Origin of the sequence: Mesorhizobium sp. WSM4310, from assembly GCF_007003935.1 — a bacterium.
GTDB lineage: Bacteria > Pseudomonadota > Alphaproteobacteria > Rhizobiales > Rhizobiaceae > Mesorhizobium.
This window is the reverse complement of sequence record NZ_VFTA01000007.1, coordinates 189777-214870: the sequence shown is the minus strand read 5'-3', so window position 1 is coordinate 214870 and position 25094 is coordinate 189777. Positions and strand designations below refer to the sequence as shown.

Sequence of the window (25094 nt, the reverse complement as noted above, 5' to 3'; positions counted from 1 at the left end):
CCCCCCCTTCCCATTACGTCAGGTTAGTTGTTGTCACGGAGCTTGACCAGGTCGTTCAGCAGCCCGCCCGTTCCGTTGTGGACAGTCAGCCGCTCGACCTTGCCGGCGATGGTTTCCAGAGCCTCGAGCTCCTTCAGCCGCAGCATCACCGGGTTCTCCGCCATCACCCTGGCCGTGTTGAGCAGGGAACGCGTGGCGTTCGTCTCCTCGCGGCGGCGGATGACGTTGGCCTCGGCCTGCTTTTCGGCCGAAACCACCTGGTTGAGGATCTCGCGCATCTCGCCCGGCAGGATCACATCCTTGAGGACGATATCGCTGACCTCGAGGCCGATATCGGCCATGTCGGCACGGACCTTGGCCGCGGCTTCCTCGTCGACTGTCACCTTCTTTTCAAGAATCTGGTCGAGCGTCAGCGCGCCCAGCGTCTTGCGGAAGGCGTATTGCAGGGCGCGATAAAGGGCCTCGGAGAAGTCCTTCACGGCGCTCACCGCCTTGACCGGGTCGACGACCCGGTATTCGGCGGCGATGTTGACGCGGATCGTTACGCGATCCTTGGTCAGCACTTCCTGCCCGGCGACATCGAGCGACTGGCGCTTGAGGTCGACGACCTTCACCTGCAGCAGGCGTCCGACATTCCAGAAGCCGTGCACGCCCGCGGCTAGCGTCCGGACCAGGACACCATCGACGAACAGCAGGCCGGCCTGGCCATCGACGACCGGATGGACGGACATCAACTCCGCCTTCCGGGCCTGGCCGAGCCGGCGCATGACCGCCGGATCGATGGCCAGATCGGCCGAAGTATCGACCGTCGTCACCGTCCACGGCCCGGCATCGGTCCACAGAACCAGCTTGCGGTCCGGCGCCAGAACGGCATGCAGGTTTCCGTCACGCTCGATGATGGCGACATCCGTGCGCCCGGTGCGAACGACGGTGAAATGACGCGCGGTCACATCCGGGAGCTTGTCGAACAACGCCTTCTCGTATGCCGAAACGAATTCCGGGTTCTTCAGATCGTGCCGTGACACTTCCAGGCTCCCGCGCCGGTTGGCTAGCCAGTGCTCGCCCGGCATCAGGACGGCCTTGATCTTACCCTTGTAGAGGGTGAGGGCACGTTCGTTTTCCCTTACGAGGACGCGCTCGCGTCCAAGAACCTTATCGAGAACAGTCATTGTCTTACTCCTGTCGGGCATGGCCCCATGCGAGGCGTCAACTCATGCGTCGATCTTCCCTTCGTTTCTCGTTTCACATCATCTTCCGGGCACGAATGATCCGGAGACCGGTGGCATCGATCCGTGGCGGGCCTTCGGGAGCGGATCGCGGGGCAGCGAAGCGGGCGCCGGAGGTCGAAGCCTCCCTTGCCGGCGACACTGCGCCTTGATCGTCACCGCGGACCTGGCCGCGAACCGATGGCGTCGGACCTTTCGATACGGCCCTGGCCCGCAGGCTTCGGCCGTTCGTCAGGTCTTCAGCATTCCGGTCCCCGGACCGTTTTTGGATAACACCACCCAAAGGTGTCGGCTTATCAGGCCGTTGGAGAAGGAATCGAACCTTCGACAGTCAGATTAACAATCTGATGCTCTAACCAAACTGAGCTATCCGTGATGCAGACAGCAGGAATCGAACCTGCGACCTCCGGACCCAAATCCGGCGCTCTTCCGCTGAGCTACGTCCGCGATCCCAATCCCCAAAGCGGCACCGTATACAGCGCGGCAAAGCCGCCTGCACGGGCGGAGACGAAAGCTCCAACCGTTGTGCTCACTTCGGTTTTCGTGACCGGGTGCGCGCCTATAGCCCCTGCGACGGGTTGTCGCAAGCGGCATTGTCGCGGCGAATTTACGGCTTCTTTCGGCGGTGGTATTTCGGCAACACTGTCTGCCGCGCCCGGGATGGAACGCAGTGGCCTCAGAAGGTGACGCGGCCGAGCACGCGCAGACCGTCGCCCTGCGGCTCGACGACCACGGCCTCGCCCTCGCGCGGGGAAACACCGGTCAGCGCCACGATGTCTTCCAAATGGGTGACCATGACCAGATTGTCGGAGCCGGAATAGGCGCGGATTTCCTTCATGATGGCGGCGATCTGTGCTGCCTTCTGCGCATCGTCGCCCTTCGGGAGATCGAGCGGGGCAAAAGGCGCCGGCTCGGCCTCGAAGGCGATACGCGCGGTGTCGAGACAGCGGCAGTAACGGCTGGACAGCACGCGTTCGATCGGCGCGGCGCGAGCGGCAAACAAGGCGCCGATCTTGCTTGCCTGCTGCTTGCCGCGCGCCGACAGATTGATCTGGGTGGCACAGCTGTCGATGTCGAAATTGGCCGGATCGGTGGTGCCGGTGACCATGGCATGGCGCAGCAGCACCACATGGCCGCCATCGCGCAGCAACGCCCAGCCGGCATCCGTGGCATGGGCCGCGACGGGAACGACGAGCAGCAACAGGGCCAGGGCAAATCGGATCATCGCAGTCCTTCCAGGGGCCCGACATCGGGTTCCGGCCATTCGCATATAGGGATCGGAACGCCGGCACAAAGACAAGCGGGCGTCGCAGATGTCCCAGCCTCACTTTTTGGCGATTTGCTTTTTCACCAGATCGATCTTCTGGTCGGTAAGCGGGATGGGAATGGTGTAGCCGGCTTCGGTAAAGCCCTGCTTGGCATTCTCGAAGAACGCGATAGCCCTGACATACTCGGCCTTGCCGCCGCCATAGCTGGCGCGGTTCCAGTGGATGTCGCCGAGATTGTTCTGCTCAAAGGCCCACTGCATGGGCTGGCTTTCCCTGGTGAAGACTTTCAGCGTCGCCGTGAAGGCCACCTCGGCCTCGTCGAGATATTTTCCGGTCCGTTCGATATTGCCGAGATTGAGCAGGCTCATGCCGATGCCGTTCTGGGCGTTGGCCCAGTCGACCGGTGCCGTCTCGATGGTCAGCACTTCGAGTGCCGCCCGCCAGGCGGCGATCGAATCCCGCAGGGTTTTGGGATCGGCATTGCTCATGCTCAGCCAGTGCAGCGTCGAGCCGAGGCCGGCCTGGGCGAGCGCCCATTGCCGCGGGTTGGTCTCGCGCTTGTACTCGCGCAACGCATTGCTGTAGGCGTCGACCGCCTCGCTGTAGTGCTCGGGCTTGTCCGTCACGCCGCCAAGCAGTTGCAGCGTGTTGCCGAGATTGTAGTGGCTCATGGCCCAATCCTGCGGGAATTTCCGCCTGACATAGACCTGCCCGGCTGCCTGGAACGCTGCCACCGACTGTTCGAGCCTGGCCGCGTCGCGGGTCCGCTGGCCAAGCGTCTGGTAGATCGAGCCGAGATTGTTCTGGGCGGACGCCCAGTCCATCGGGAAGCGCTGCCGGGTAAACACCGTCAGCGCATCGTCATAGGCCGCGGCTGCCTCTTCAAGCGTGCCCGTGCCCATGTCGAAGCGGGCAACACCGCTCAGCGCGTTGCCGAGGTTGAGCCGGCTGGTCGCCCACGAGACCGGGAAGGTCTCGCGGGTTCGCACCTTCAGCGCGGCGCGGAAGGCATCGGCCGCTTCGTTGATCTTGGCCTTGTCGTTCAGCTGGATGCCGAGCGTCACCAGCGTGTTGCCGAGATTGTTCTCGACCATCGCCCATTCCACGGGGGCTTTCTCGCGCGTGTATTCCTCGAGCGCCAGCCGGTAGGCGGCTTCCGCGTCCTTCAGGTGCTCGCCGGCTGGTTCGCGTTCGGAAAGCGCATAGAGCGCCAGGCCGAGATTGTTCTGCGAAGCTGCCCAGTCGAGCGGCAGCTTGTCGCGCGGGCGCTTTTCCAACGTGGCGCGCATCGCGGCCACTGCCTCGTTTAGACGCTTCGGATCGCTCTCGCGCTCGCCGATCTTCAAGAGGACATTGGCAAGGTTATTCTGCGCGGCCGCCCAGTTGCGATCGTCCTTGTCGCGCTCGAAGACGACGAGCGAAGCGCGGAAGATCTGCGCGGCTTCTTCCAAATGTGCGGTCTCGGTCTCGCGCTCGCCGATGGTCTGCAGCACCACAGCCATGTTGTTGCGGGTGATGGCCCAATCCCTGTTCTGCTCGCCATTGGGAATGAAGTTCAGGATGACGCGATAGGCCTCGATCGCGTGCTGCAATGCTTCGAGATCGCCGGTGGCGTAACCGTGGGCGTTGAGCGCCTCGGCTTCCTGGTTCTTGTAGTTCCAGCGCAGCTTGTCGTCCCATTTCTCGACCAGCGAGAAGGCCTTGGCATAGTCGTTGGCGGCGGATTTGTATTCGAAGACCAGTGCGGCGGCGTCGGCGCGTTTGGCATAGATGGCGGCGTCGGCGATGCGTTTCTGCCTGACCAGTTCTTCGGCCTCGTCGACGGCACCGCTGTTCTGCTCGACCCTGCTGACGGCGTCGTCGAGGAATTTGCGCGCCGTCACCATGGCGCCCTGGCCAATGGCCTTGTCGGCGGAGGCGACCAGCCGCTTGATCTCGGGATCGTCGGTGCGCAGTGCAGCACGCTCGGACATCATCTTCTTCAGGCGCTCGGCTTGCGCGTCGAGCAGCTTCTGCAGGTCGGTCGGATCCTCGGGGATCTTGTCCGTTCCCAGCGCCCTCAGCACGCCATAGAGCGCGTCGAGCGGCACGCCCTCCTGCAGCGAGGCCAGTTCCACCTGCGCCCGCTTCGGGTCGGGCAGGTCGGAAATGGTCAAGAGCAACTGCCGCCTCTCGCCGGTGATCAGCCCGTCGTCGCCGGTCGGTTCCGGTGGCGCGACGCCGAAATACAGCAGGCGGCGCAGGCTTTCATTGACCCAGGGGCGCTGCTTGGCCTTGGTGTCGAGATAGACTTCCTCCGTCACCATGCGCATGACGGAGCCGAACTCCGTGCCTTTCATCGCCGCGAGGTGGCGCAGCAGGGCGGCGGCATAGGGGCTGTTTTCGCCGGCCGCACCGTCGAGCGCCGGTCGGCCCGGTTCGGCGGCGAAGCCGACCACCGTGCCCAGGCTCGCATCTCGCGCCGACGCGTTGGCGAGCGCCTTAGCGCCGCGCACCGGTTCCAGCCCGCCGGCGCCGATCGGCTCGGCGGAAGCGGTCGGCGCCCGGCGCACCACGGCGTCGGCCGGAAACGGATTGGTGCGGCAGGCATCGAGCAGCATGATCGTCACCGGCACGGTCTTCTTCAACTCGTCCATGACGGCGGAAATCGGCACCAGCTCCTGGCCCGCGTCCTTGAGCGACGTGACATCGGCATCGACCGGAACCAGATAGTTCTCGCCGCCGGCTTCGATGCCGTGGCCGGAGTAATAGATGAAAGCGACGTCGGCGCCTTCGGCGTCCTCGACGAAGCGTTCGAGATCGCGATTCAGCTTGGCGGCATCGCGATCGGTGACGTTGCGGGCGTCGAAGCCGAGGTCGGTCAGCATCTTGGCCATGTCGCGGGCGTCATTGGCCGGGTTGGGCAGGGCGGCGATGTGCAGGTAGTTCGACTGGCCGATGATCAGCGCCACGCCCTTGAGGCTTTTCGCCTCGGCAAATGCAAGCGCCGTCGCGGCAAGACAAAACAGGGCGGCGACGAAAGCCGTCAGCCACATCCGTGCAAGAAGATTGCGTCCTGAGGTTTCGACAAAGGTCATTTGCCGTTCGTGTCCGCCCTGATGCTCCAAACCCTCTATAACGTTGCCAGCATACCATGATCAAATTCGGGCGCGATTGCGCCGCGCGCATGGCTCGCCTATCCCTGAAAAAATGTCTCCGCTTACAGAAACCGTGCTTTTCGTCTTCAGTCTCGTGGCGCTCGGCTATTTCGCCGGGTTGACCGGCTATCTCAGACCGGCGAGCGGCGAGAGGATATCGGATTTCGCGGTCTCGGTGGCGATGCCGCTGCTTCTGTTCCAGACAATGGTGAAGGCCGATTTCCACGGCGTTGCGCCGTGGCCGTTGTGGGGAGCCTATTTCGCGGCGGCGGCGATCACCTGGGCCGCCGGCCATCTCGTCACCACGCGGATCTTCGGGCGCGACGCGCGCGCCGGGGTCGTCGGGGGCGTATCGTCGGCCTATTCCAATGTCGTGCTGCTCGGCGCTCCCTTCATTCTCGGCATCTTCGGCCCGAGCGGCTTCGAGGTGCTGTCGCTGCTGGTCTCCGTGCATCTGCCGGTCATGATGATGGCCTCGATCGTGCTGTTCGAGATGTTCGGCCGAGGCGGTGACGAACATGTGCATCCGCTGCGGGTGCTGCGAAGCTTCCTGCGGCGGCTGTTCATCAATCCGCTGATCATCGGCATCCTGCTTGGCCTGGCATGGCGGCTGAGCGGCGTGCCGCTGCCCAGGCTCGTCATGCGGCTGGTCGATGCGCTGGCCAACACGGCAGGGCCGGTGGCGCTGTTTGCCATGGGGCTCAGCCTGCGCCGCTTCGGCATCTCCGGCAATGTCCGGCCGGCACTGGCGCTTTCGGCGCTGAAACTGTTCCTGATGCCGGCGCTGGTTCTTGCCTTCGTCTGGCTGCTCAGCCTGCCGCCGATGACCGCCAAGGTGGCGGTCGTGGTGGCGGCGCTGCCGTCCGGCATCAACTCCTACCTGATCGCCGTGCAGTTCAACACCGGCCAGGCGCTTGCATCGAACCAGATGACCATCGCCACCGCCTGCGCCGCCGTCACCACGGCTTTCTGGCTGACGATTGTCCTGCATGTCTTTGGCTAGGCGATGCGCAAATCCAGGCGAGGCGGTAAAGCTTGCTCTCGTCCCGGGCTGGCCCAACCCCTATATGCCATCTTGCGATTGCTTGCGGGCCTTGCCCTAGGTAAAGAGCAGTGGCTCCGGCGTGCCGGCTTCAAATCATGGCGCACGCTCACCGAAGATTTCACAGACCGGCCCGTCAGTGCGCCGAACGGAGGATAGACCATGCTTCAGAAAACCAGCCATTTCATGCGGCAGGCCAATCTCATCAATGGCGAATGGGTGCAGGCCGATAGTGGCCAGACGGTCGACGTCAACAACCCCGCCACCGGCCTCAAGATCGGCACCGTGCCGAAATCGGGCAAGGCCGAGACCCGCCGCGCCATCGAGGCCGCGGACGCCGCCTTCAAGACCTGGCGCAAGACGACCGCGCTCGAGCGTTCGAAGCTCTTGCGCAGGCTGCATGACGCGATGATGGACAATCAGGACGTGCTGGCCGAGCTCTTGACCATCGAGCAGGGCAAGTCACTGTTCGAATCGAAGGGCGAGATCGGTTCGGCCGCGGCCTACATTCTGTGGTTCGCCGAGGAAGGCCGCCGCACCTATGGCGACGTCGTGCCCTCACCATGGGCCGATCGTCGCATCCTGGTGACCAAGGAACCGGTCGGCGTCATCGCCGCTATCACGCCGTGGAATTTCCCGTCCTCGATGCTGGCCCGCAAGCTCGGTCCCGCGCTCGCTGCCGGCTGCACCGCCGTCGTCAAGCCGGCCTCGCAGACGCCTTATTCGGGTCTTGCCTGGGGCGCGCTTGCCGAGGAAGTCGGCTTCCCCAAGGGCGTCGTCAACATCCTGACCGGTTCGGCCAGCGAGATCGGCGACGAGATCTGCGCCAATCCGCTGGTGTCGAAGATCACTTTCACCGGATCGACCGAAGTCGGCAAGCTCCTCATCCAGAAGTCGTCGGTTACCGTGAAGAAGGTGTCGATGGAGCTTGGCGGCAACGCGCCGTTCATCGTCTTCGACGACGCCGATATCGACCGTGCCGTCGCCGGCGCGATCACCGCCAAATACCGCAATTCCGGCCAGACCTGCGTCTGCACCAACCGCTTCCTCGTCCAGGCCGGCGTCTATGACAAGTTCGTCGAGAAACTGGCCGCCGCCAGCAACGGGCTGAAGGTCGGTTCCGGCCTCGAGGAAGGCGTGCAGCAGGGGCCGCTGATCGACGAGAAGGCGGTCGAGAAGGTCGAGGAACTGATCGCAGACGCGACCTCGAAGGGCGGCAAGATTGTCGCCGGCGGCAAGCGTCATGCGCTCGGCGGTTCGTTCTTCCAGCCGACGGTGATCGCCAACGCGACGCCCAAGATGCGCTTCATGAAGGAAGAGATTTTTGGGCCGGTCGCTCCGGTGTTCAAGTTCGAGAGCGAAGCGGAAGCAATAGCGCTCGCCAACGACACCGAATTCGGCCTTGCCTGCTATTTCTACACCGGCGATCTCGGCCGCGCCTTTCGCGTCATGGAGGGGCTGAAATACGGCATGGTCGGCGTCAATGAAGGCCTGATCACCACGCCGGAGGCGCCGTTCGGCGGTGTCAAGGAATCGGGCCTCGGCAAGGAAGGCGGACATCAGGGCATCGAGGATTACCTCGATACCAAATATGTCTGTATCGGCGGCCTCGGCCTCTGATACCTTGTCCCTGAAGTCGGCGGGCCTGGCCCGCCGCCTTGGGTCGAGAAAACCAGCCGAAATCCTTTGGATCAACTGACGTTTGCGGGCATGGCAATGAAGGACGGCGAGGTTTTCGGCACGACGCAGGCGGGTGAGCCGGTACGCCGCTTCACCATCAGGGGCGGCGGCCTCACCGCCAACGTCATCGGGCTCGGCGCCATCATCCAGGATTTGCGCCTGACAGGCCATGATGCGCCGCTGGTGCTCGGCTACGACACGCTGGAAGCCTATGAGGCCGACAACGCCTTCTTCGGTGCGGTGGTCGGCCGCTATGCCAACCGCATCCGCGACGGCCGCTTCACCATCGGTGGCAACCGCTACCAGACCGAGCAAAACTTCCTCGGCAAGCATACGCTGCATGGCGGCTCACAGGGCTATGCGCATCGGCCGTGGGCGGTTTCGCTGCACGGCAGGGACTTCGTCACGCTGACGCTGCACGATCCCGACGGCGCGATGGGTTTTCCCGGTGCGCTCGACGTCACCTGCACCTACCGGCTGAAGATCCCCGGCACGCTCAGCGTCGAGCTGACGGCGACCTGCGAGGAGCCGACGCTGTGCAATCTCACCCAGCATTCCTATTTCAACCTGGATGATGGCGGCGCCGGTGACATTCTCGACCACAGGATGATGCTGAACGCCGGCGCCTATCTGCCTGTCGACGGCGACATGATCCCGACCGGCGTGGTCAAGCCGGTCGACGGCACGCCCTTCGATTTCCGTCAGGCGCGGCCGCTGCGCATGGAGACCGAGGGCGAGCAGCTCCCCTACGACCAGAATTTCTGCCTTGCCTCGGCACGCGGGCCGTTGCGGCAAGCGGCATGGACGCAAGGGGCGAGCTCCGGCGTCGAGATGGAGGTCTGGACCACCGAGCCAGGCGTTCAGCTCTACACCGGCCAGTATGTGACGCCGCGCAAGGGGTTGGAAGGCCGCGACTACCAGGCTTTTTCCGCCTTCTGCCTGGAGCCGCAAATCTGGCCGGATGCGCCGAACCGGCCGTATTTCCCGCAGGCAACGCTCTGGCCAGGTGCGATTTATCACCACGTGACGGAATACCGTTTCCGCCTTCCATAGGTCTCCGGGCGGCTAGTTTTCGAACGCTGCCCGCAGCGTCTCGAATGGCGCCAGGGCGCCGCGAACCTGGACCACGGCGGCGGCGACGCGATGCGCCCGGCTTGCCGCTTCGCGCGGGCCATGGCCGGCAAGACGCGCCGCCAGGTAGCCGCCATTGAAGGAATCGCCGGCGCCGGTGGTGTCGACGGCGGCCGCGACATGGATCGCCGGCACGTCATGCAATGTTCCGCTCTCGGCGATCAGCGCCGGCTGTTCGCCGTTCTTGACGACGACCTCGCCGACCCATTGCCTGAGCCGCTCGGCGGTCGCCAGCGGCGTTGCATCCTCAAACAGCATCTGTTCATCGGGGAAGGTTGGCAGGGTGATGTCGGTGACGCCGAGTGCCTCGACGATCGCTGCCTGCGCGCTTTCGCGGTTGCGCCAAAGCCGTGGCCGATAATTGGGATCGAAGGCGATCAGCGAGCCAGCGGCGCGTGCCTTGGCGACGGCTTCCAGCAGTGTTTTGCGTGCGGCATCGTCCAGAATTGCCAAAGTGATTCCGGAAAAGTACACAAGCGCCTGATTTTCAAGATTTTTCGACAGTGCGGCGGGATCCGAGGCAAGCTGCCGGGCGGCGGCGTCGCCGCGCCAGTAGGTGAAGGAGCGCTCGGCACCTGTCAGGGTGATCGCATAGAGGCCGGGCCGCGCGCCCGGTATTATCGGACTGGAACCGATGCCGATGCCGTTTTCGGCGAAGAAGCCGATCTGGCCTTGCGAAAAGGGGTCGTCGCCGAAGGCCGAGACATAGGTCGCCGGCCGGTCCTTGCTCAACGCGTGCAGCGCCCATAGCGTGTTGAACGTGTCGCCGGCAAAACCCAGGCGCCAGTTCGGCCCGGTCTGGCCCGACAGTTCGAGCATGCATTCGCCGATCGAGGCGACGCCGTTTCCCGCCATCTGCAATCCTCCATTGATTTCGGTGCTGTAGCTTTTTGCCGGCGGCAGCGCCATGCTTGGCAAGCAGGCTTTTTTGCGCCACAGCGTTTTCCCACAGGCTGGCGGGACGCGATCCACCCGGCCGAGCGTTATCCGCAGAAGAGGAACCGGTTTGGCATCGATATGGCGTTATCTTTTGGCGGGTCTTGGTCTGGCTGCTCTGCTGGTCGGCGTGCTCGCGGTCGTCTATCTAACGGCGCCGCAAAGCGCGCAGCTTGCTGGCCCGGATCTCTCGCGGACGAAGAAAACCGACAACGGGCTTTACATGGCGAGCTTCGTACCGGAACGGGGCGTGGTGCGGCAGGGCGAACTGGAATCCTGGCTGCTGACGCTGAAAACAAAGACCGGGGCTTCGGTGGAGCGAGCTGCGATCGCCATCTCCGGCGGCATGCCGCAACACAATCACGGCCTGCCGACCAGCCCGCAGGTGACCGACTATCTCGGCGATGGCCGTTACCGCATCGAGGGGCTGAAATTCACCATGAGCGGCTGGTGGCAAGTTCGGTTCGCCATCTCGTCCGGCGCCGGCTCAGATACGGTGCTGTTCAACGTGGTGCTGTGAGCGATCGATGAAGCGCCTTTTCTGCTTTCTGGCGCTGATGGTCGCCGTCATCCTCGTGGGCTGCGGCAAGCCGGATTTTTCCGACGCCGAGAGGAAAACCATCGCCTCGCTGGCCCTGAACACGCTGCCGTCGCTGAAACCCGACACCACCAATCGCTTCGCCGACGTGCCGGCCGCCGCGGCCCTTGGCTCGACGCTGTTCTTCGATCTGGGCATGAGCCGCGATGGCACGGTGTCATGCTCGACCTGCCACAAGATCGACCGCCAGTTCCAGGACGACCTGCCGCAAGCCCTGGGCGTCGGCCGCACCAACCGGCGCACCATGCCGCTGGCCGGCGTGGCTCGCGATCCCTGGTTCTTCTGGGACGGCCGCCGCGACAGCCTGTGGGCGCAAGCGCTGACGCCGCTGGAAAATCCGCTGGAGCAAGCAGGAAACCGTACTGCCTACGCGCACTACATCAAGGCACGCTTCGGCGAGCGCTATGAGCGCATTTTCGGGCCGTTGCCCGATTTTGCCGGCATTCCGTTGAATGCGAGCCCGCTTGGCAACGATGCCGAAAGGGCTGCCTGGAACGCGATGAGCGATGCGCAGCGCGACGCCATCAACCGCGTCTTTGCCAATATCGGCAAGGCGATCGCGGCCTTCGAACGCTCGATCGAGCCGGCGCAGACGCGCTTCGACCGGTTTGCCCTGGACCTTGCCACCGGCGCCGAACCTAAGGGCGATGCCGTCTTTACGCGGGAAGAAATCCTTGGGCTGAAACTGTTCATCGGCAAGGCCAATTGCGTGACCTGCCACAATGGCCCGCGCTTCAGCGACAACGGTTTTCACAACACCGGCGTACCGCCCGTCGCGGACCTGCCGCCGGATCGCGGCCGGGTCGACGCGGTTGCACAGGTCGAGGCCGATCCGTTCAACTGTTTCGGCGCGTATCGTGACGGCGACGTCAGCGCCTGCGGCGAGCTGCGCTTCATGGTCAAGGATGCGCCGGAACTGGTGCGCGCCTACAAGACGCCGTCGCTGCGCGGCGCGGCCACGCGGCCGCCCTATATGCATGCCGGGCAGTTTTCGTCGCTCGACGAGGTGGTGGCGCATTACGCCAAGGCGGCGGCGAGCGTGAGGGGGACAACCGAGATCCATCCGCTGCAACTGTCGGACCGCGAACGCGCGGCGCTGGTGGCGTTTTTGAAGACGCTGTCGGAGTAAGCTGTTGTTTGACCATGATCTTGTCCGAAAACCGGCATCCATTTTTCGGGATCATGGTCAGCGATCCTTCACCGTCTCCATCGCCACGAAGGTCGAGGTCTGGGCGACGTGGGGGAGCGCCGAGATGCGTTCGCCCAATACGCGGCGGTAGGCGGCGATGTCCCGGGTGCGGACCTTCAGCAGGTAATCGAAGCTCGACGCCATCATGTGGCACTGCTCGATCTCCGGCACCGCCTGCACCGAGCGATTGAAAGCGTCGAGCGCGGCGGAACGGGTATCGGACAATTTCACCTGGACGAAGGCGACATGGCCTTCGCCCATGCGCTCACGGTCGATGATCGCCTGGTAGCCCCTGATGTAGCCGTCCTTCTCCAGCCGCTTGACCCGCGCCTGCACCGGTGTCTTGGAGAGACCGACCTTGGCCGCGAGTTCCGACATGGAAAGGCGGCCATTGCTGGCCAGCGCCGACAGGATGTTGCGGTCGATGCGGTCCAATTGGTCTTCTGTCATAAAAATTACAGCCCAAACTCTGAGGAATTGACACGATGATAGATCGATCGGTCTGTCCTGTCGATTTCTTTGGACCGACTGGAATCCGCGCCTGTGCTAGCTTGCGCCATTCGGTCCGGTGACAACCGGCCCGCTCCCTGATGCTCGCTCCACGGGATCCGCCATGCCGCTCGACACCATCCGCCAGCAGATCCGTGCCAATTATCTTCCCGACGAAGACGAGGCCGTGAAGCGGCTGGCCGAGGCGACAGGGCTTTCGGCTGCGGATCGCGATGCGATCTCGGCGCGGGCGGCCGATCTGGTGCGGGCGGTGCGCGGCTCCTCCGATCCCCGGCTGATGGAAGTTTTCCTCTCCGCCTACGGCCTTTCCACCAAGGAGGGCGTGGCGCTGATGTGCCTGGCCGAGGCGCTGCTGCGGGTGCCCGACACCGAGACGATGGACGATCTGATCGCCGACAAGATCGCGCCGCATGACTGGTCGGCGCATTCCGGCGGTTCGAGCTCGATCTTCGTCAATGCCTCGACCTGGGCGCTGATGCTGACCGGCCGTGTGCTGGACGAGGGTGAGGGCGGCATCGAAGGCACGCTGCGCTCGATGGTGCGCAGGCTGGGCGAGCCGGTCATCCGCAAGGCGGTGGCCGCCGCCATGCGCGAGATGGGCGAACAGTTCGTGCTCGGCCGCACCATCGCGGAAGCCGTCAAGCGCGGCCGGCAGATGACCCAGAAGGGCTACCTCTATTCCTTCGACATGCTGGGCGAGGCGGCCCGCACCGAGGCCGACGCACTGCGCTACCACAAGGCCTATGCCGCCGCGATTTCCTCGCTCGATAGCGGTTCCAACGGACCTGACATCAGGCAGAACCACGGCATCTCGGTGAAGCTCTCGGCACTGCACCCACGCTACGAGGTGGCGCAGAAGGACGCGATGCTGCCTGTCATGGCCGAGCGGCTGCTGTCGCTGGCGCTTGCGGCCAGACATTCGCGCATGGGCCTCAACATCGACGCCGAGGAGGCCGACCGCCTCGATCTGTCGCTCGATATCATCGAGCGCGTGCTGGCCGAGCCGGAACTCGCCGGCTGGAACGGCTTTGGCGTGGTGGTGCAAGCATATGGGCCGCGCGCGGCCTTCGTCATCGACTGGCTCTATGCGCTGGCCAGGAAATACGACCGCACCATCATGGTGCGGCTGGTCAAGGGCGCCTATTGGGACACCGAGATCAAGCGGGCGCAGACGCTCGGACTGGCCGGCTATCCCGTCTTCACCCGCAAGGCCAACACCGACGTCTCCTACATGGCTTGCGCGAAGAAACTGCTTGGCATGACCGACCGCATCTATCCGCAATTCGCCACCCACAACGCCCATACCGTCGCCGCCATCCTGTCGATGGCCACGAACCGCGATTCCTTTGAGTTCCAGCGCCTGCATGGCATGGGCGAGGCCCTGCACGAGACCGTGCGCCAGGCCGAAGGCACGCGCTGCCGCATCTATGCGCCGGTCGGCGCGCATTCGGACCTGCTGGCCTATCTGGTGCGTCGCCTGCTGGAAAACGGCGCCAACTCCTCCTTCGTGCACCAACTGACCGACGAGGATGTCGAGCCGGAAGACATCGCGCGCGATCCGCTCGAAACGGTCGAAAGCCAAGGCCCCGCCGCCAATCCGGCGATTGCCAGGCCGTCGCAGATTTTTGGCGCGGGCCGCCGCAATTCAAGGGGATTCGACATCACCGACACGGTGACGCTGGCGGTCATCGACAAAGCCAGGGCGGCGTTCGCCGGGCCGGACCGCTGGCACGCCAAGCCGATCACGCGGGCTGCCGGTTATGGCAAGCCACGCCCGGTCGTCAATCCGGCCAAGCCCGGTGAAGTGGTCGGAACGGTTCACGAGGCCGCTGCCAAGCAGGTCACGATCGCCGTGCGCATTGCCGTGGAAGCGCAGCCGGCCTGGGCAAAGCGCCCCGTTGCCGAACGCGCTGCCATCCTCAACCGCGCCGCTGACCTCTATGAGGCCAATGCGGTCGAGTTCTTCGCGCTTGCCACTCGCGAGGCCGGCAAATCGCTGGCCGACGGTGTGGCGGAAGTGCGGGAGGCCGTCGACTTCCTGCGCTACTACGCCGCCGAGGCAGCCAATGCCGAGGCGGGCACGCAGGCGCGTGGCGCTATCGTCTGCATTTCGCCGTGGAACTTCCCGCTGGCGATCTTCACCGGCCAGATCGCGGCAGCGCTGGTTACCGGCAATTCGGTCATCGCCAAGCCGGCCGAACAGACGCCGCTGATCGCTTTCCGTGCCGTCGAATTGCTGCGCGAGGCCGGCGTGCCGGAAGACATCATCCAACTGCTGCCCGGCGACGGCCCGTCGGTGGGCGCGCCGCTGACCGCCGACCCGCGTATTGCCGGCGTCTGCTTCACCGGGTCGACCGATGTCGCCAAGCTGATCGAAAAACAGCTCGCCGAGACCGCCGCTCCAGACGCCATGCTGATCGCCGAGACCGGCGGTTTGAACGCCATGATCGTCGATTCCACCGCGCTGCCCGAGCAGGCGGTGCGCGACATACTGGCCTCGGCCTTCCAGAGTGCCGGGCAGCGCTGTTCGGCGCTGCGCGTGCTCTACGTGCAGAAGGACGTCGAGAAGAAGATGCTGGAGATGCTGAAAGGCGCCATGGAGGCGCTCAACATCGGTGATCCCTGGCGGATTTCGACCGATGTCGGCCCGGTCATCGATGATGAGGCGCAAGGTGCGATCCGCGACTATTGCACGAAGAAGGGTATCGAGGGCCGGCTGATCGCCAAGCTCGAGGCGCCGAAGGACGGGCGCTTCGTCGCGCCGCATGTCTTCCGGGTCAAGGGCATCGAGGAGATGGACCGTGAGGTGTTCGGGCCGGTGCTGCATGTCGCCAGCTTCGACGCCGATGAGATCGATGCTGTCATCGCCGCCATCAACCGCAAGGGCTATGGCCTGACCTTCGGGCTGCACACCCGCATCGAAGGTCGCGTCCAGCATTTTGTCGACGGTATCCATGCCGGCAACATCTACGTCAACCGCAACCAGATCGGCGCCGTCGTCGGTTCGCAACCCTTTGGCGGCGAGGGCTTGTCAGGCACCGGTCCAAAGGCCGGCGGGCCGCATTATCTGCGCCGCTTCCGCAAGGGGCCGGAAGCCGGTACGGCAGTTGGCGATGGCCACAAGGTGACGGCGACCGAACTGGCAGACAATCTACCCGATCCGACCCTTGGCGGCTGGTCGACGCGCCCGGACCGGATCGCCATCCTGAGGAAGCATCTGCGCGGCAAGGGCGCGGCCGCCATCGGCGCCGCCGCAGGCATCGATTTCGGCCAGGTCGACCTGCCCGGACCGACGGGCGAGGCCAACACGCTGTCGCTGTCGCCGCGCGGGCGGGTGCTGTGCCTGGGGCCGGATGCCGCGACGCTGCTGGCCCAGACGATCCAGGCGCTCGCCGCCGGCAATGCGGTACTGGCCGTGGCGCCTGGGGCGCCGGCTGCATTGTCGGCGTTGACCGGCAAGGGTTTGCCGCTGGCGGCAATAGATGGCCGCCCCGATCCGGTCGAAGCGCGTTCGCTGCGCGTCGATGTCGTCGCTTTCTCAGGCACACCGGAGGCGGCGCGCATCGTGCGCAAGGTCATCGCTGACAGAACGGGTCCGATCGTCCCGCTGGTCAGCGAGGTGCTCAACCCGGCGGCCTATGCGCATGAGCGTGCGGTCTGCGTCGACACCACGGCCGCGGGCGGCAATGCCAGCCTGCTAGCTGCGGCCTAGTTCAGCCCATTCTCAGGCGCCTTCGACGACCGAAAACCCCTCGAATTGCGGATGGCCGAGATAGTGGACCTTCGTCGTGCCGACATTCCTGTGCGCGGCGCGAAAATTCTCCGACCTGGTCCAGGCGACGAAATCGTCCTGGCTCGCCCACACCGTGTGCGAGGCAAACAGCGTGTAGCCTTCGGTCTCGTTCACCGGGCCGCGCAGCAGATGGAATTCCCGAAAACCCTTCATCTCGGCTAGGCTGGAATCGCGGTTCTTCCACACCGCTTCGAAATCGGCTTCCGAGCCGTTCTGCACCTTGAAGCGGTTCATGGCGATGTACATGGCGTTCCTTTCTGAATTGGTGGACTGCTGCGATTGAAGGATGCGGCGAGGCGTCGGCTCTCAGAACGGACCGATCGCGCCGGTGAATTCCAGACTGTTGCCAACCTTTGCCGGGATCGGAGGGAAAGGGGCCGCCTTGCGAACGAAACCAAGCACGATCTGGTCGAAAGTTGCCGAGCCCGAGCTTTCGACGACACGCAGCTCATCGATGTTGCCCTGCCTGCCGATGACGAAGGTGACAACGGTGTTGGTGCGCGCCGTCGCTTGCAACGAAGGCGGCACTGCTCGATACACGCGGCCAAGTTTGCCGATGACGTCGCTTCGGTAGCTGGATTCAGCGTCGGAGCCTGCCTCGTTCTGCCTTTTGCCCTTGCTGGCGGCCTGCGCCAGCCGGTCCTGGCCGTCTGCCGTGCCGCGCTTCTCGTCCGCTGCCTTTGAAGGAGCGATCGCCGGAGTGGGCCGAGTGCTGGGGATCGGCGGTTGGTCCGGAACGGCGACAGGCATCTCAGCGCTCTCGGCCTGGACGCTCGGCTGTGCCGGTGTTTCGGTCCTGGCAGCCACACTCTGGTTGTCAGGGCGCGGGGTCGCCGCCACCAGTATGTCCGGCGTGACTGCTGGCTGTTTGACAACTTCCGGCAAAGGTTTGGGAAGCGGTTCGGCTGGTTCCTGTGTGGGCTGAGAAGCTCGCTTCACGGTTTGCTGCTCAGGCTGCGAGGGTTTTGTCGACGGCACCGGTCTGACTGCCGGCTCCGGCTTGGGCGGCTGCGGTTTCGGCTCCAGCGTGACATTGATCGCCGCCGGGTCCTTGTCCAGGGCGCTGCCTGCCACCTTGTCGCCTGTGTGATCGCTGCCTTCCGGTTGCTCCGCATTCGGGAAATCGAATGTGCCGGCGGGCGAGATCAGAAAGAATGCCGCGACAGCGGCGTGAAGCAGGCCGGAGACGACTATGGCAACGGGCCATCGGGCCACCGGCCGCGCGACTGCAAACGGCTCTGCCGGCGCTATCGCCAGCTCGTTGCCAGCGTCGGGGAGGGGGCTGATTTCTTGCATCTCGCGGGCCGGAAATTGCAGCGGCCGGCGGGCAAAAGTCAAATCAAGATCGTTTGCCCGTGGCGTCACTGATCCATGGCCAGCCAGCGACCAGGCCATGGTGTCTCGCGTGAATGCGGGATGCAGTCCCAACGCCATTCTCAGACGCCGAAAGCGATGCCGGTCTTGGTGTCCGTCTTCAGCTTGTGCATGCAGGCGGCCGGTTCGACGCCCGCGCCTGCGCATTCGGTCGCGCTGTTGATCAGCACGCGGCTGACCTTGGTGCAGTCGGTGCCGGCGAGATCAAAGCGGGTCACCTTGGTCTTGCCAGCTGGCAGATCCTTGAAATCGAGCACGGTCAGCCGGTCGACGATGCCGGCCTCATTGAACAGCGCAATCTCGAACGCTGTCTTGGAGAGGTCGGCACCGAGATTGTTGTTGACCAGGAAGGTCAGCCGGCAGCCCTTGTCGGAAGGCCGCGCGGCATTGAGCTCCAGGGTCAGCGCGGGGGCCGGCGCGGACCCTTCAGCCCGCGCCGGAACCATCGCAAGCGACATCGCCAGCGTCGAGGTCAGCAGACGAAGCGATGTCGTCAAGCTTGTCATGCCATCAGCCTCCAAACCGCATGGTTGCCGCCAGTTTCAGCGTTATGCCCGGCTCATAGACCGCAACCGTCGTGCTGCCGTTCAGTGGGTTGGCGTATTTGACGTCGAACAGATTGTCGGCGCGGAAATCGACCTTCAGATTGTCGGTCGCCTGATAGCTGGCGAAGGCATTGACCAGCGTATAGTCCTCGGCCACCGCGTTGCCCTTTGGTTTGCCGTTGTACTGGACCTCACCACCAACGGTCAGCTTGTCCTCGAGGAAGCGCAGCCCGAGCTGGGCGGTGACCTGCGAGGAGGGGATGGTGGCGAGATCGGCTTCTACACCCTTGTAGGAAATGGTGTGGCCATTGGTGATCGAGGCCGAAAGCCCGGCATAGCCCCATCCGGCGTCGTAAACGCCTTCCAGTTCAAAGCCGTCGATCTTGGCCTGGGCGAAATTCTGATACTGGAAGCAGATCGGAATGCCAGGCCCGAACGGGCAGCCGCTGCCTGGAGCGAACGGCGACAGGGTCACGCCATCGATGTAATCGTCGACATTGTTGTGGAAGTAGGCCGCCTTGACGCGAAGCGCGTCGCCGGGTTCGAAGATGTCGTTCTGCTTGTAGTTGATGCCGAATTCCGTCGTCTTGCCGGTCTCGGGCCGCAGATTGGGATTGGGCAGGAACGGGAAGGTGACGCCGGCCGGATGGTTGCCGCTGATCAGCGTTTCCGTCAGCGACGGCGAGCGATAGCCTTCGGCGTAGGTACCGTAGAATTGCAGGCCCGCAAGGCCGGCGGTCTCGAACGGCGAGACGCCGACGGTGATGCGCGGCGACAGCCGGTCGCCCGATGTCTCGCGCGTGCTGTCCTTGAGGCTGTAATTGTCGTAGCGCAGCCCGGCGATGAACTCGAGCCAGTCCCAGGTGAGCTTGTCCTGGACATAGGCGCCGGACCCGTTGCGCTTGCCCGAGGGCGTGTAGAAACTGTCGCCGCCGGCCGTACCGCCGGTCTTCACATTGTCGCCGACCCAATCGCCGCCATAGGTCAATTCGTGGGCGATCCCGCCTGTTTCGAAGCGCGATGTGTTCCAGATGTCGATACCCGTGGTGCCGGCGTCGAAAGTCGATTGCGACCCCGCCGGCAGGACAGTGGGAAGACCCGTTACGGGATCAAACCGTTTTTGCGGAACGAGGCTGGTCAGGTCGAGATTGGTCTTGTTGTAGGAGGTGTTGATGTGGAGATCGAGCCAGCTCTTGTCCTCATCCGTGATGTTGTAACGGGCGGTGAAAGTGTTCGACTTCAGGTCGACATCGTTGACCGGCACGCCGCCGCTGGTTTCGTCCCAGCTGTCGCTTGAGCCGACCCAGCCCAGCTTCAACTCGCTGTTCTCCGTCGGCCGTATGCTGGTCTTGAGCAGGCCGCTCAGGACGTCGAATCCGGTGCCGTTGACGGTGTCGCCGTCGCCATCCTTGTAGTCGCCGTAGTTGCGGTAGACGATGTTGGCGAGCGCGTCCCAGTTCTCGTTGAAACGGTAGGCGCCGGTGGCGCTGGTGGTCCAGCCCTTGCCGTTGCTCTCATAGCGTCCGGTTACCGAAGCGCCCCATGCTTCCTCAGGCTTGAGGAAGTCCGCGGCGTCCTTGGTGTCGAAGAAGACGACGCCGCCGATGGCGCCCGAACCATAGGTGTTGGCGACCGGACCGCGGATCACATCGACGGATTTGACGAGCTCGGGGTCGATGTAAAAGGTCGACTGGGTGCCATGGTCTGAACGCTGGAAATCCTGGCGCGCGCCGTCCACAATGACCGCGACGCGGCCGAAATCCTGCAGGCCGCGGATGTTGATGCTGGTGCTGACGCGCCTGGCGTCGGCCTGTGTCGCGACGCCGGGCACACCCAACAGCATCTCGTTCGGCGTCGTCGCCATGCGGCGGTCGAGTTGCTCCTGGTCGACATGGCTTGCCGAGGCCAGTGATTCGATAGCCGTTTCGCCGGTACGGCTGATAACCAAAATCTTGTCGAGCAGCGTCGCGCCCGCGGGGGCGGCTTTTTCCTGGTCAGCCTGCTTCGACTGATCCGTCCGCTCGCCCGCCGGCTGCGTTGCCTGTTGGGCATGCACCGGTGGCGCGGACAAGGCGATCGCCGCCCCGCTCGCCAACAAAGCCGCGACACCGCTTGCCGTCGACCGGCCGCGCAATTCCCAGTTCAAAAACCCCATGCCCCAACTCCAGATTCCAGGTTTCATGCTGGCTGGCCCGGGGCTTGCTGGCATTTTTCATCGCGTCCGGCGTCTTAAATGTTGACTCGTTTACTCCGGTATTGCACTGACTAATAAACATGATTATTCAAGTCAAGAAATGAATCGGCAATTTCGCAACGCCTAGCCAGATGCCCGGCACAGGAAAGGGATCGACCCAGATGAACACGCACAATCCCAACGATTTTCGCTATCGCGTCCGCCGTTCCGATGATGCCTCCGCCCGCTTCGATCGGATCCCGTTGGCGGTGCGAACGCTCTCCAGCAACACGCTGTTCCAGGGCGAGCACGAGATCGGCATCGAGCATCATGGCGCGCTCTACCGGCTGAAGATCACCCGGCAGGGCAAGCTCATTCTCAACAAGTAAGGCAAGAGCGGTTCACCGTTTCGCGGAAACGCCGAACCACTCTATCTCTTTGTAACGCAATTCCGGACGGAAAACCGTTTCACACTTTTCCTGGAATTGCTCTAGGCAGCAGGGACGAGACATGGACCAGCGCGTAAAACCCGCCCCGCACGAAATCCGGCGGGCACGGACAGAAAACCCGAAAACGCGCGAGCGTGACCTGGCCGCCCAACTCGGCATTTCGGAAGCCGAGTTGGTCGCCGCGCATTGCGGCGACGGCGTCGTTCGCATCGAACCGCGCGTCAACGACCTCTTGACCGGTCTCGAGGCGGTCGGCGAGGTGATGGCGCTGACCCGCAACGAAAGCGCCGTGCACGAAAAGATCGGCGTCTATGACAAGGTCGTCACCGGCAACCACAATGCCATGGTGCTTGGCGAGAACATCGACCTGCGCATCTTCCCGAAGGTCTGGGCGCATGGCTTTGCCGTCGAGAAACGCGAGGGCGACGAGATCCGCCGCAGCCTGCAGTTCTTCGATGCGGCGGGCGAGGCGGTGCACAAGGTGCATCTGCGGCCGGCCTCCAGCCTCTACGCCTACCAGAAGCTGGTCGCCTCGCTGGAATCGCCCAACCAGGAACCGACGGTCGATATTGCAGGGCCAATCTCCGACGATCGGAGTGAGGCCGGGACAACCAGCGCCAACCCTAACGATCTGCGCGACCGCTGGAGTCGGCTGACCGACGTGCACCAGTTCTTCGGCATGCTGAAAACGCTCAAGCTCAGCCGCCGTCAGGCGGTGCGCATGGTCGGAACGGACTATGCCTGGCTGCTCGACAATGACGCGGTCCGCACCATGTTCCACCACGCCGCCGAAGGCGGCATGCCGATCATGTGCTTCGTCGGCAACCGCGGCTGCATCCAGATCCATTCCGGCCCGGTCAAGTCGATCAAGCCGATGGGGCCGTGGATCAATGTTCTGGACGAGACCTTCCACCTGCACCTGCGCACGGACCACATCCATGAAGTCTGGGCGGTGCGCAAACCGACCAAGGATGGCCATGTCACATCGCTCGAGGTCTTTGGCGCTGACGGCGAGATGATCATCCAATTCTTCGGCAAGCGCCATGAAGGCGAAAGCGAGCGCGACGATTGGCGATTCCTGGCCGAGAACCTGCCGCGTATCCCGAGCCCGACGGCAGCGTGAGGAACAGTGTGATGCGGTTTTTCCCGAACCTGCCGGCCATGCGCCTATCGATGCTTGCGCCGATCGTCGGCCTTTCTCTTGCCGCGCTGCAGCCGGCCGGCGCCGCCGAGGGCGTCCAGGTCTTCTCCGATCCGTCGAAGATCGCCGCCATAGGCGGTTCGATCACCGAAATCGTCTATGCGCTTGGCGAGGAGAAACGCCTGGTGGCGCGCGATTCCACCAGCAATTATCCGAAAGCGGCGCTTGCCTTGCCCGATGTCGGTTATATGCGCGCCCTGTCGCCGGAAGGCGTATTGTCGGTCAATCCGACCGGCATCCTGGCGCTGCACGGCAGCGGCCCCAGGGAGGCCGTCGACGTGCTGAAGAAAACCAGCATTCCCTTCATCGAGGTGCCTGAGCACTACAGCCACGAGGGCATCCTCGAGAAGGTCCGCATCGTCGGCAAGGCGCTTGGCGTTGATGCCAAGGCCGAGGTGCTGGCCAAGGAACTTGATGCCAAACTGACATCAGCCGAAAAACAGACGGCCTCGATCAAGGAGCGCAAGCGCATCCTGTTCGTGCTGTCGATACAGGGCGGCAAGATCCTGGCGGCCGGCAGCGAAACCGCAGCCGATGGAATGGTCAAGCTGGCCGGCGGGGTCAACGCCGTCGAAGGCTTCTCCGGCTACAAGCAGATGTCCGACGAGGCGATCATCACCGCCAGGCCTGACGTGATCCTGATGATGAGCAATGCCGGGCCGCCGGTGTCGGAAGACGAATTGTTCGGCACCCCGTCGATCGCCTCGACGCCGGCCGGAAGCGCGCGCAAGCTGATACGCATCGATGGCGGCTATCTGCTCGGCTTCGGGCCGCGCACCGCCGATGCCATTCACGACCTCGCCGTCTCGCTCTATGGCGCTGAAGTCACGGACTGAGCGGGCATATCATGGTAGATCAATCGATCGCCGGCCCGGTGACGGTGATGGCGAATGTATCCGAAGGTGACCGCTCAGGCCGCGCCCGCATCATCATCCTGCTCTTGTGCTTCGGGCTCGCGGCCGCCATATCTTTGTCGCTAACGTCAGGGGCATCGGATGCTTCGGCTGTCAGCGTCCTCAAGGACTGGCTGCTTGGGGCCATTCCGAGCGATGCGGCGCTGAGCGCCCGTGACAGCCTGATCATCTACGACATCCGTTTGCCGCGCATCATCCTCGGCATGCTGGTCGGCGCGGCGCTCGCGGTCTCGGGCGCCGTCATGCAGGGGCTGTTCCGCAATCCGCTGGCCGACCCCGGCCTGATCGGCGTCTCCGCCGGCTCCAGTCTCGGCGCGGTGGCCATCATCGTGCTTGGCACCACGGTGCTGGCGCCGTTGACGACCTTGCTCGGTACGCTTGCGCTGCCGCTGGCGGCCTTCTTCGGTGGCCTTGCCTCGACCCTGGTGCTTTATCAGGTAGCGACGCGACGTGGCCAAACCTCGGTCGCCACCATGCTGCTCGCCGGCATCGCGCTGACAGCCCTTGCCATGGCGTTGACCGGCCTCCTCATCTTCATGGCCGACGATCGCCAACTGCGCGACCTGACGTTCTGGTCACTCGGATCGCTTGGTGGCGCGACATGGGCGAAGATCGGTTCCGTCGGACCGATCATCATACTGGCGCTGGCGGCGATGCCTTTCCTGGCGCGCGGCCTCAACGCGCTGGCGCTGGGCGAGGCGACCGCCGGCCATCTCGGCTTACCGGTGCAGCGGCTGAAATACACAGCGATCATCGGCGTGTCGGCTGCGGTCGGTGCCTCCGTCGCGGTCAGCGGCGGCATCGGCTTCGTCGGCATCGTCGTGCCGCATCTGCTGCGCCTGCTGATCGGTCCGGACAACCGCTATCTCTTGCCGGCGTCGGCGCTGCTTGGCGCCTCGCTGCTGCTGTTGGCCGATGCCGTTGCGCGCACCATTGTGGCGCCAGCCGAATTGCCGATCGGCATCGTCACCGCGATCGCGGGCGCGCCGTTCTTCCTGTGGATCCTGCTGCGCAAGCGCGGCGTGATCGATCTGTGAGACGTGAGTTCGGCGAGACCTGGGACCTGTGAGGCTTTGATGATCGAGGCAAGGGATGTTTCCGTTGATATCGCCGGCAAGCGCATAATCCGTGGTGTCGATTTCGACACGCGGCCTGGCGAAATAGCGGCGATCGTCGGCCCCAACGGTTCGGGCAAGACGACCTTCCTGAAGGCGTTGTCGGGCGAACTCGCCTATACCGGGCACGTCGCCCTCAACGGCCGAAATCTTTCGTCGATGAAGCCGGCCGAGAGTGCGGTGCATCGTGCGGTGCTGCCGCAGGCGACGACGCTGTCCTTCCCGTTCACGGTGCGCGAGGTGGTCAAGCTCGGCCTCGTCGGCGGGCGCTCGGGTGCCTTGCCGGGCGAGGATGCGCGGCTGCCGGAGCGGGCGCTGGCGCGTGTCGACCTCGACGGTTTTGGCGGGCGTTTCTATCAGGCGCTTTCGGGCGGCGAGCAGCAGCGCGTCCAGCTGGCGCGCGTGCTGTGCCAGGTCTGGGCACCGGTGCTCGACGGCAAGCCGCGCTATCTCTTTCTCGACGAGCCGGTTTCCAGCCTCGACATCAAGCATCAGCTGATCATCATGGACATCGCCCGCGACTTCGCCAGAAGGGGCGGCGGCGTGGTCGCCATTCTGCACGACCTCAATCTGACGGCCATGTATGCCGACCGGATCTTCGTCATGCATCGTGGTCGGCTCGCGGCCACCGGTTCGCCACACGATGTGCTGAGTGATGATCTGATCGAAAAAGTATTCGATTGCCGGCTCAGGGTCGGCGTGCTGCCGGCCGGCAATATGCCGTTCGTGTTGCCGCAATCCGCGGTCTATTGATATTCAGGTGAGGCCGGCCTGACCTGGATCTCAACAGACCTACCCAGACGTGGGGAGAGA

General features: G+C 64.1%; 20 protein-coding genes and 2 tRNA genes. 11 read left to right on the top strand and 11 right to left on the bottom strand.

The window, feature by feature from the left end; translation table 11 throughout:
* Nucleotides 1-23: 23 nt before the first annotated feature.
* The 5 genes from FJV80_RS11050 to FJV80_RS11030 all read right to left on the bottom strand — a co-directional run bounded on the left by FJV80_RS11050 (nucleotide 24) and on the right by FJV80_RS11030 (nucleotide 5571).
* Nucleotides 24-1169, bottom strand: a complete 1146-nt coding sequence (locus FJV80_RS11050; protein ID WP_185975180.1) for a slipin family protein — start codon at nucleotides 1167-1169, stop codon at nucleotides 24-26.
* Nucleotides 1170-1530: 361 nt separating this feature from the next.
* Nucleotides 1531-1598: transfer RNA gene (locus tag FJV80_RS11045), tRNA-Asn, on the bottom strand.
* Nucleotides 1599-1602: 4 nt separating this feature from the next.
* Nucleotides 1603-1673: transfer RNA gene (locus FJV80_RS11040), tRNA-OTHER, on the bottom strand.
* 229 nt (nucleotides 1674-1902) lie between these two features.
* Complete coding sequence (locus tag FJV80_RS11035; RefSeq protein ID WP_142876359.1) at nucleotides 1903-2451, bottom strand: histidine phosphatase family protein; 549 nt, start codon at nucleotides 2449-2451, stop codon at nucleotides 1903-1905.
* A gap of 99 nt (nucleotides 2452-2550) precedes the next feature.
* Nucleotides 2551-5571 (bottom strand): caspase domain-containing protein, encoded by a 3021-nt coding sequence (locus tag FJV80_RS11030; RefSeq protein ID WP_142876358.1) that lies wholly within the window; start codon nucleotides 5569-5571, stop codon nucleotides 2551-2553.
* A gap of 112 nt (nucleotides 5572-5683) precedes the next feature.
* Between FJV80_RS11030 and FJV80_RS11025 the strand changes: the two genes are divergently transcribed.
* The 3 genes from FJV80_RS11025 to FJV80_RS11015 all read left to right on the top strand — a co-directional run bounded on the left by FJV80_RS11025 (nucleotide 5684) and on the right by FJV80_RS11015 (nucleotide 9406).
* Nucleotides 5684-6634, top strand: coding sequence for an AEC family transporter (locus FJV80_RS11025; RefSeq protein WP_142876357.1), 951 nt, complete (start codon nucleotides 5684-5686; stop codon nucleotides 6632-6634).
* A 201-nt stretch (nucleotides 6635-6835) separates the two neighbouring features.
* On the top strand, nucleotides 6836-8293 hold the full coding sequence (locus tag FJV80_RS11020; protein WP_142876356.1) for an NAD-dependent succinate-semialdehyde dehydrogenase: 1458 nt from the start codon (nucleotides 6836-6838) through the stop codon (nucleotides 8291-8293).
* 90 nt (nucleotides 8294-8383) lie between these two features.
* The gene (locus FJV80_RS11015) at nucleotides 8384-9406 is read left to right on the top strand and encodes an aldose epimerase family protein (RefSeq protein ID WP_095787464.1); all 1023 of its coding nucleotides are present in this window, start codon (nucleotides 8384-8386) and stop codon (nucleotides 9404-9406) included.
* Between the two features lie 12 nt (nucleotides 9407-9418).
* Here the strand turns inward: FJV80_RS11015 and FJV80_RS11010 are convergent, their stop codons facing one another.
* Nucleotides 9419-10339: a sugar kinase gene (locus FJV80_RS11010; RefSeq protein ID WP_142876355.1), complete on the bottom strand. Its 921-nt coding sequence runs from the start codon at nucleotides 10337-10339 to the stop codon at nucleotides 9419-9421.
* Nucleotides 10340-10490: 151 nt separating this feature from the next.
* On the opposite strand from FJV80_RS11010, the gene FJV80_RS11005 reads away from it, so the two are divergent.
* Entirely contained in the window at nucleotides 10491-10940 is a 450-nt protein-coding gene (locus tag FJV80_RS11005) for a FixH family protein (protein WP_095787465.1), read from the top strand.
* Between the two features lie 7 nt (nucleotides 10941-10947).
* Nucleotides 10948-12147: a cytochrome-c peroxidase gene (locus tag FJV80_RS11000; protein ID WP_142876354.1), complete on the top strand. Its 1200-nt coding sequence runs from the start codon at nucleotides 10948-10950 to the stop codon at nucleotides 12145-12147.
* A 57-nt stretch (nucleotides 12148-12204) separates the two neighbouring features.
* On the opposite strand, the gene FJV80_RS10995 is transcribed toward FJV80_RS11000, so the two are convergent.
* Nucleotides 12205-12657 carry an Lrp/AsnC ligand binding domain-containing protein gene (locus FJV80_RS10995; protein ID WP_064988817.1) on the bottom strand — a complete coding sequence of 151 codons (453 nt, stop codon included), beginning with the start codon at nucleotides 12655-12657 and terminating at the stop codon, nucleotides 12205-12207.
* 163 nt (nucleotides 12658-12820) lie between these two features.
* On the opposite strand from FJV80_RS10995, the gene putA reads away from it, so the two are divergent.
* Nucleotides 12821-16429 carry a bifunctional proline dehydrogenase/L-glutamate gamma-semialdehyde dehydrogenase PutA gene (gene putA, locus FJV80_RS10990; RefSeq protein WP_142876353.1) on the top strand — a complete coding sequence of 1203 codons (3609 nt, stop codon included), beginning with the start codon at nucleotides 12821-12823 and terminating at the stop codon, nucleotides 16427-16429.
* Nucleotides 16430-16441: 12 nt separating this feature from the next.
* On the opposite strand, the gene FJV80_RS10985 is transcribed toward putA, so the two are convergent.
* Genes FJV80_RS10985 through FJV80_RS10970 form a run of 4 tightly spaced genes read right to left on the bottom strand, consistent with a single transcriptional unit; the run spans nucleotide 16442 to nucleotide 20584 of the window.
* A complete protein-coding gene (locus FJV80_RS10985) occupies nucleotides 16442-16756 on the bottom strand; it encodes an antibiotic biosynthesis monooxygenase (protein WP_095772901.1) in 315 nt (104 codons plus the stop codon).
* Between the two features lie 60 nt (nucleotides 16757-16816).
* Nucleotides 16817-17905: a TonB family protein gene (locus FJV80_RS10980; RefSeq protein WP_348643957.1), complete on the bottom strand. Its 1089-nt coding sequence runs from the start codon at nucleotides 17903-17905 to the stop codon at nucleotides 16817-16819.
* A 41-nt stretch (nucleotides 17906-17946) separates the two neighbouring features.
* Complete coding sequence (locus FJV80_RS10975; protein WP_142876352.1) at nucleotides 17947-18390, bottom strand: hypothetical protein; 444 nt, start codon at nucleotides 18388-18390, stop codon at nucleotides 17947-17949.
* A 4-nt stretch (nucleotides 18391-18394) separates the two neighbouring features.
* Nucleotides 18395-20584 carry a TonB-dependent hemoglobin/transferrin/lactoferrin family receptor gene (locus FJV80_RS10970; RefSeq protein WP_142876351.1) on the bottom strand — a complete coding sequence of 730 codons (2190 nt, stop codon included), beginning with the start codon at nucleotides 20582-20584 and terminating at the stop codon, nucleotides 18395-18397.
* A 200-nt stretch (nucleotides 20585-20784) separates the two neighbouring features.
* Here FJV80_RS10970 and hemP point away from each other — a divergent pair, with 200 nt between their 5' ends.
* The 5 genes from hemP to FJV80_RS10945 all read left to right on the top strand — a co-directional run bounded on the left by hemP (nucleotide 20785) and on the right by FJV80_RS10945 (nucleotide 25034).
* Nucleotides 20785-20991: a hemin uptake protein HemP gene (gene hemP / locus FJV80_RS10965; RefSeq protein ID WP_027051401.1), complete on the top strand. Its 207-nt coding sequence runs from the start codon at nucleotides 20785-20787 to the stop codon at nucleotides 20989-20991.
* A gap of 121 nt (nucleotides 20992-21112) precedes the next feature.
* Nucleotides 21113-22174, top strand: coding sequence for a hemin-degrading factor (locus FJV80_RS10960; protein WP_142876350.1), 1062 nt, complete (start codon nucleotides 21113-21115; stop codon nucleotides 22172-22174).
* 11 nt (nucleotides 22175-22185) lie between these two features.
* Nucleotides 22186-23088, top strand: a complete 903-nt coding sequence (locus tag FJV80_RS10955) for a hemin ABC transporter substrate-binding protein (RefSeq protein WP_142876349.1) — start codon at nucleotides 22186-22188, stop codon at nucleotides 23086-23088.
* Nucleotides 23089-23099: 11 nt separating this feature from the next.
* Nucleotides 23100-24203, top strand: a complete 1104-nt coding sequence (locus FJV80_RS10950) for an iron ABC transporter permease (protein WP_142876348.1) — start codon at nucleotides 23100-23102, stop codon at nucleotides 24201-24203.
* A 39-nt stretch (nucleotides 24204-24242) separates the two neighbouring features.
* Entirely contained in the window at nucleotides 24243-25034 is a 792-nt protein-coding gene (locus FJV80_RS10945) for a heme ABC transporter ATP-binding protein (protein WP_142876347.1), read from the top strand.
* The last annotated feature ends 60 nt before the right edge of the window (nucleotides 25035-25094 follow it).

Coding starts and splice junctions, on each gene's coding strand:
- FJV80_RS11050 (WP_185975180.1), bottom strand. CDS start 1,169: ATGACTGTTCTCGATAAGGTTCTTGGACGCGAGCGCGTCCTCGTAAGG.
- FJV80_RS11035 (WP_142876359.1), bottom strand. CDS start 2,451: ATGATCCGATTTGCCCTGGCCCTGTTGCTGCTCGTCGTTCCCGTCGCG.
- FJV80_RS11030 (WP_142876358.1), bottom strand. CDS start 5,571: ATGACCTTTGTCGAAACCTCAGGACGCAATCTTCTTGCACGGATGTGG.
- FJV80_RS11025 (WP_142876357.1), top strand. CDS start 5,684: ATGTCTCCGCTTACAGAAACCGTGCTTTTCGTCTTCAGTCTCGTGGCG.
- FJV80_RS11020 (WP_142876356.1), top strand. CDS start 6,836: ATGCTTCAGAAAACCAGCCATTTCATGCGGCAGGCCAATCTCATCAAT.
- FJV80_RS11015 (WP_095787464.1), top strand. CDS start 8,384: ATGGCAATGAAGGACGGCGAGGTTTTCGGCACGACGCAGGCGGGTGAG.
- FJV80_RS11010 (WP_142876355.1), bottom strand. CDS start 10,339: ATGGCGGGAAACGGCGTCGCCTCGATCGGCGAATGCATGCTCGAACTG.
- FJV80_RS11000 (WP_142876354.1), top strand. CDS start 10,948: ATGAAGCGCCTTTTCTGCTTTCTGGCGCTGATGGTCGCCGTCATCCTC.
- FJV80_RS10995 (WP_064988817.1), bottom strand. CDS start 12,657: ATGACAGAAGACCAATTGGACCGCATCGACCGCAACATCCTGTCGGCG.
- putA (WP_142876353.1), top strand. CDS start 12,821: ATGCCGCTCGACACCATCCGCCAGCAGATCCGTGCCAATTATCTTCCC.
- FJV80_RS10985 (WP_095772901.1), bottom strand. CDS start 16,756: ATGTACATCGCCATGAACCGCTTCAAGGTGCAGAACGGCTCGGAAGCC.
- FJV80_RS10980 (WP_348643957.1), bottom strand. CDS start 17,905: ATGGCCTGGTCGCTGGCTGGCCATGGATCAGTGACGCCACGGGCAAAC.
- FJV80_RS10975 (WP_142876352.1), bottom strand. CDS start 18,390: ATGACAAGCTTGACGACATCGCTTCGTCTGCTGACCTCGACGCTGGCG.
- FJV80_RS10970 (WP_142876351.1), bottom strand. CDS start 20,584: ATGGGGTTTTTGAACTGGGAATTGCGCGGCCGGTCGACGGCAAGCGGT.
- hemP (WP_027051401.1), top strand. CDS start 20,785: ATGAACACGCACAATCCCAACGATTTTCGCTATCGCGTCCGCCGTTCC.
- FJV80_RS10960 (WP_142876350.1), top strand. CDS start 21,113: ATGGACCAGCGCGTAAAACCCGCCCCGCACGAAATCCGGCGGGCACGG.
- FJV80_RS10955 (WP_142876349.1), top strand. CDS start 22,186: ATGCGGTTTTTCCCGAACCTGCCGGCCATGCGCCTATCGATGCTTGCG.
- FJV80_RS10950 (WP_142876348.1), top strand. CDS start 23,100: ATGGTAGATCAATCGATCGCCGGCCCGGTGACGGTGATGGCGAATGTA.
- FJV80_RS10945 (WP_142876347.1), top strand. CDS start 24,243: ATGATCGAGGCAAGGGATGTTTCCGTTGATATCGCCGGCAAGCGCATA.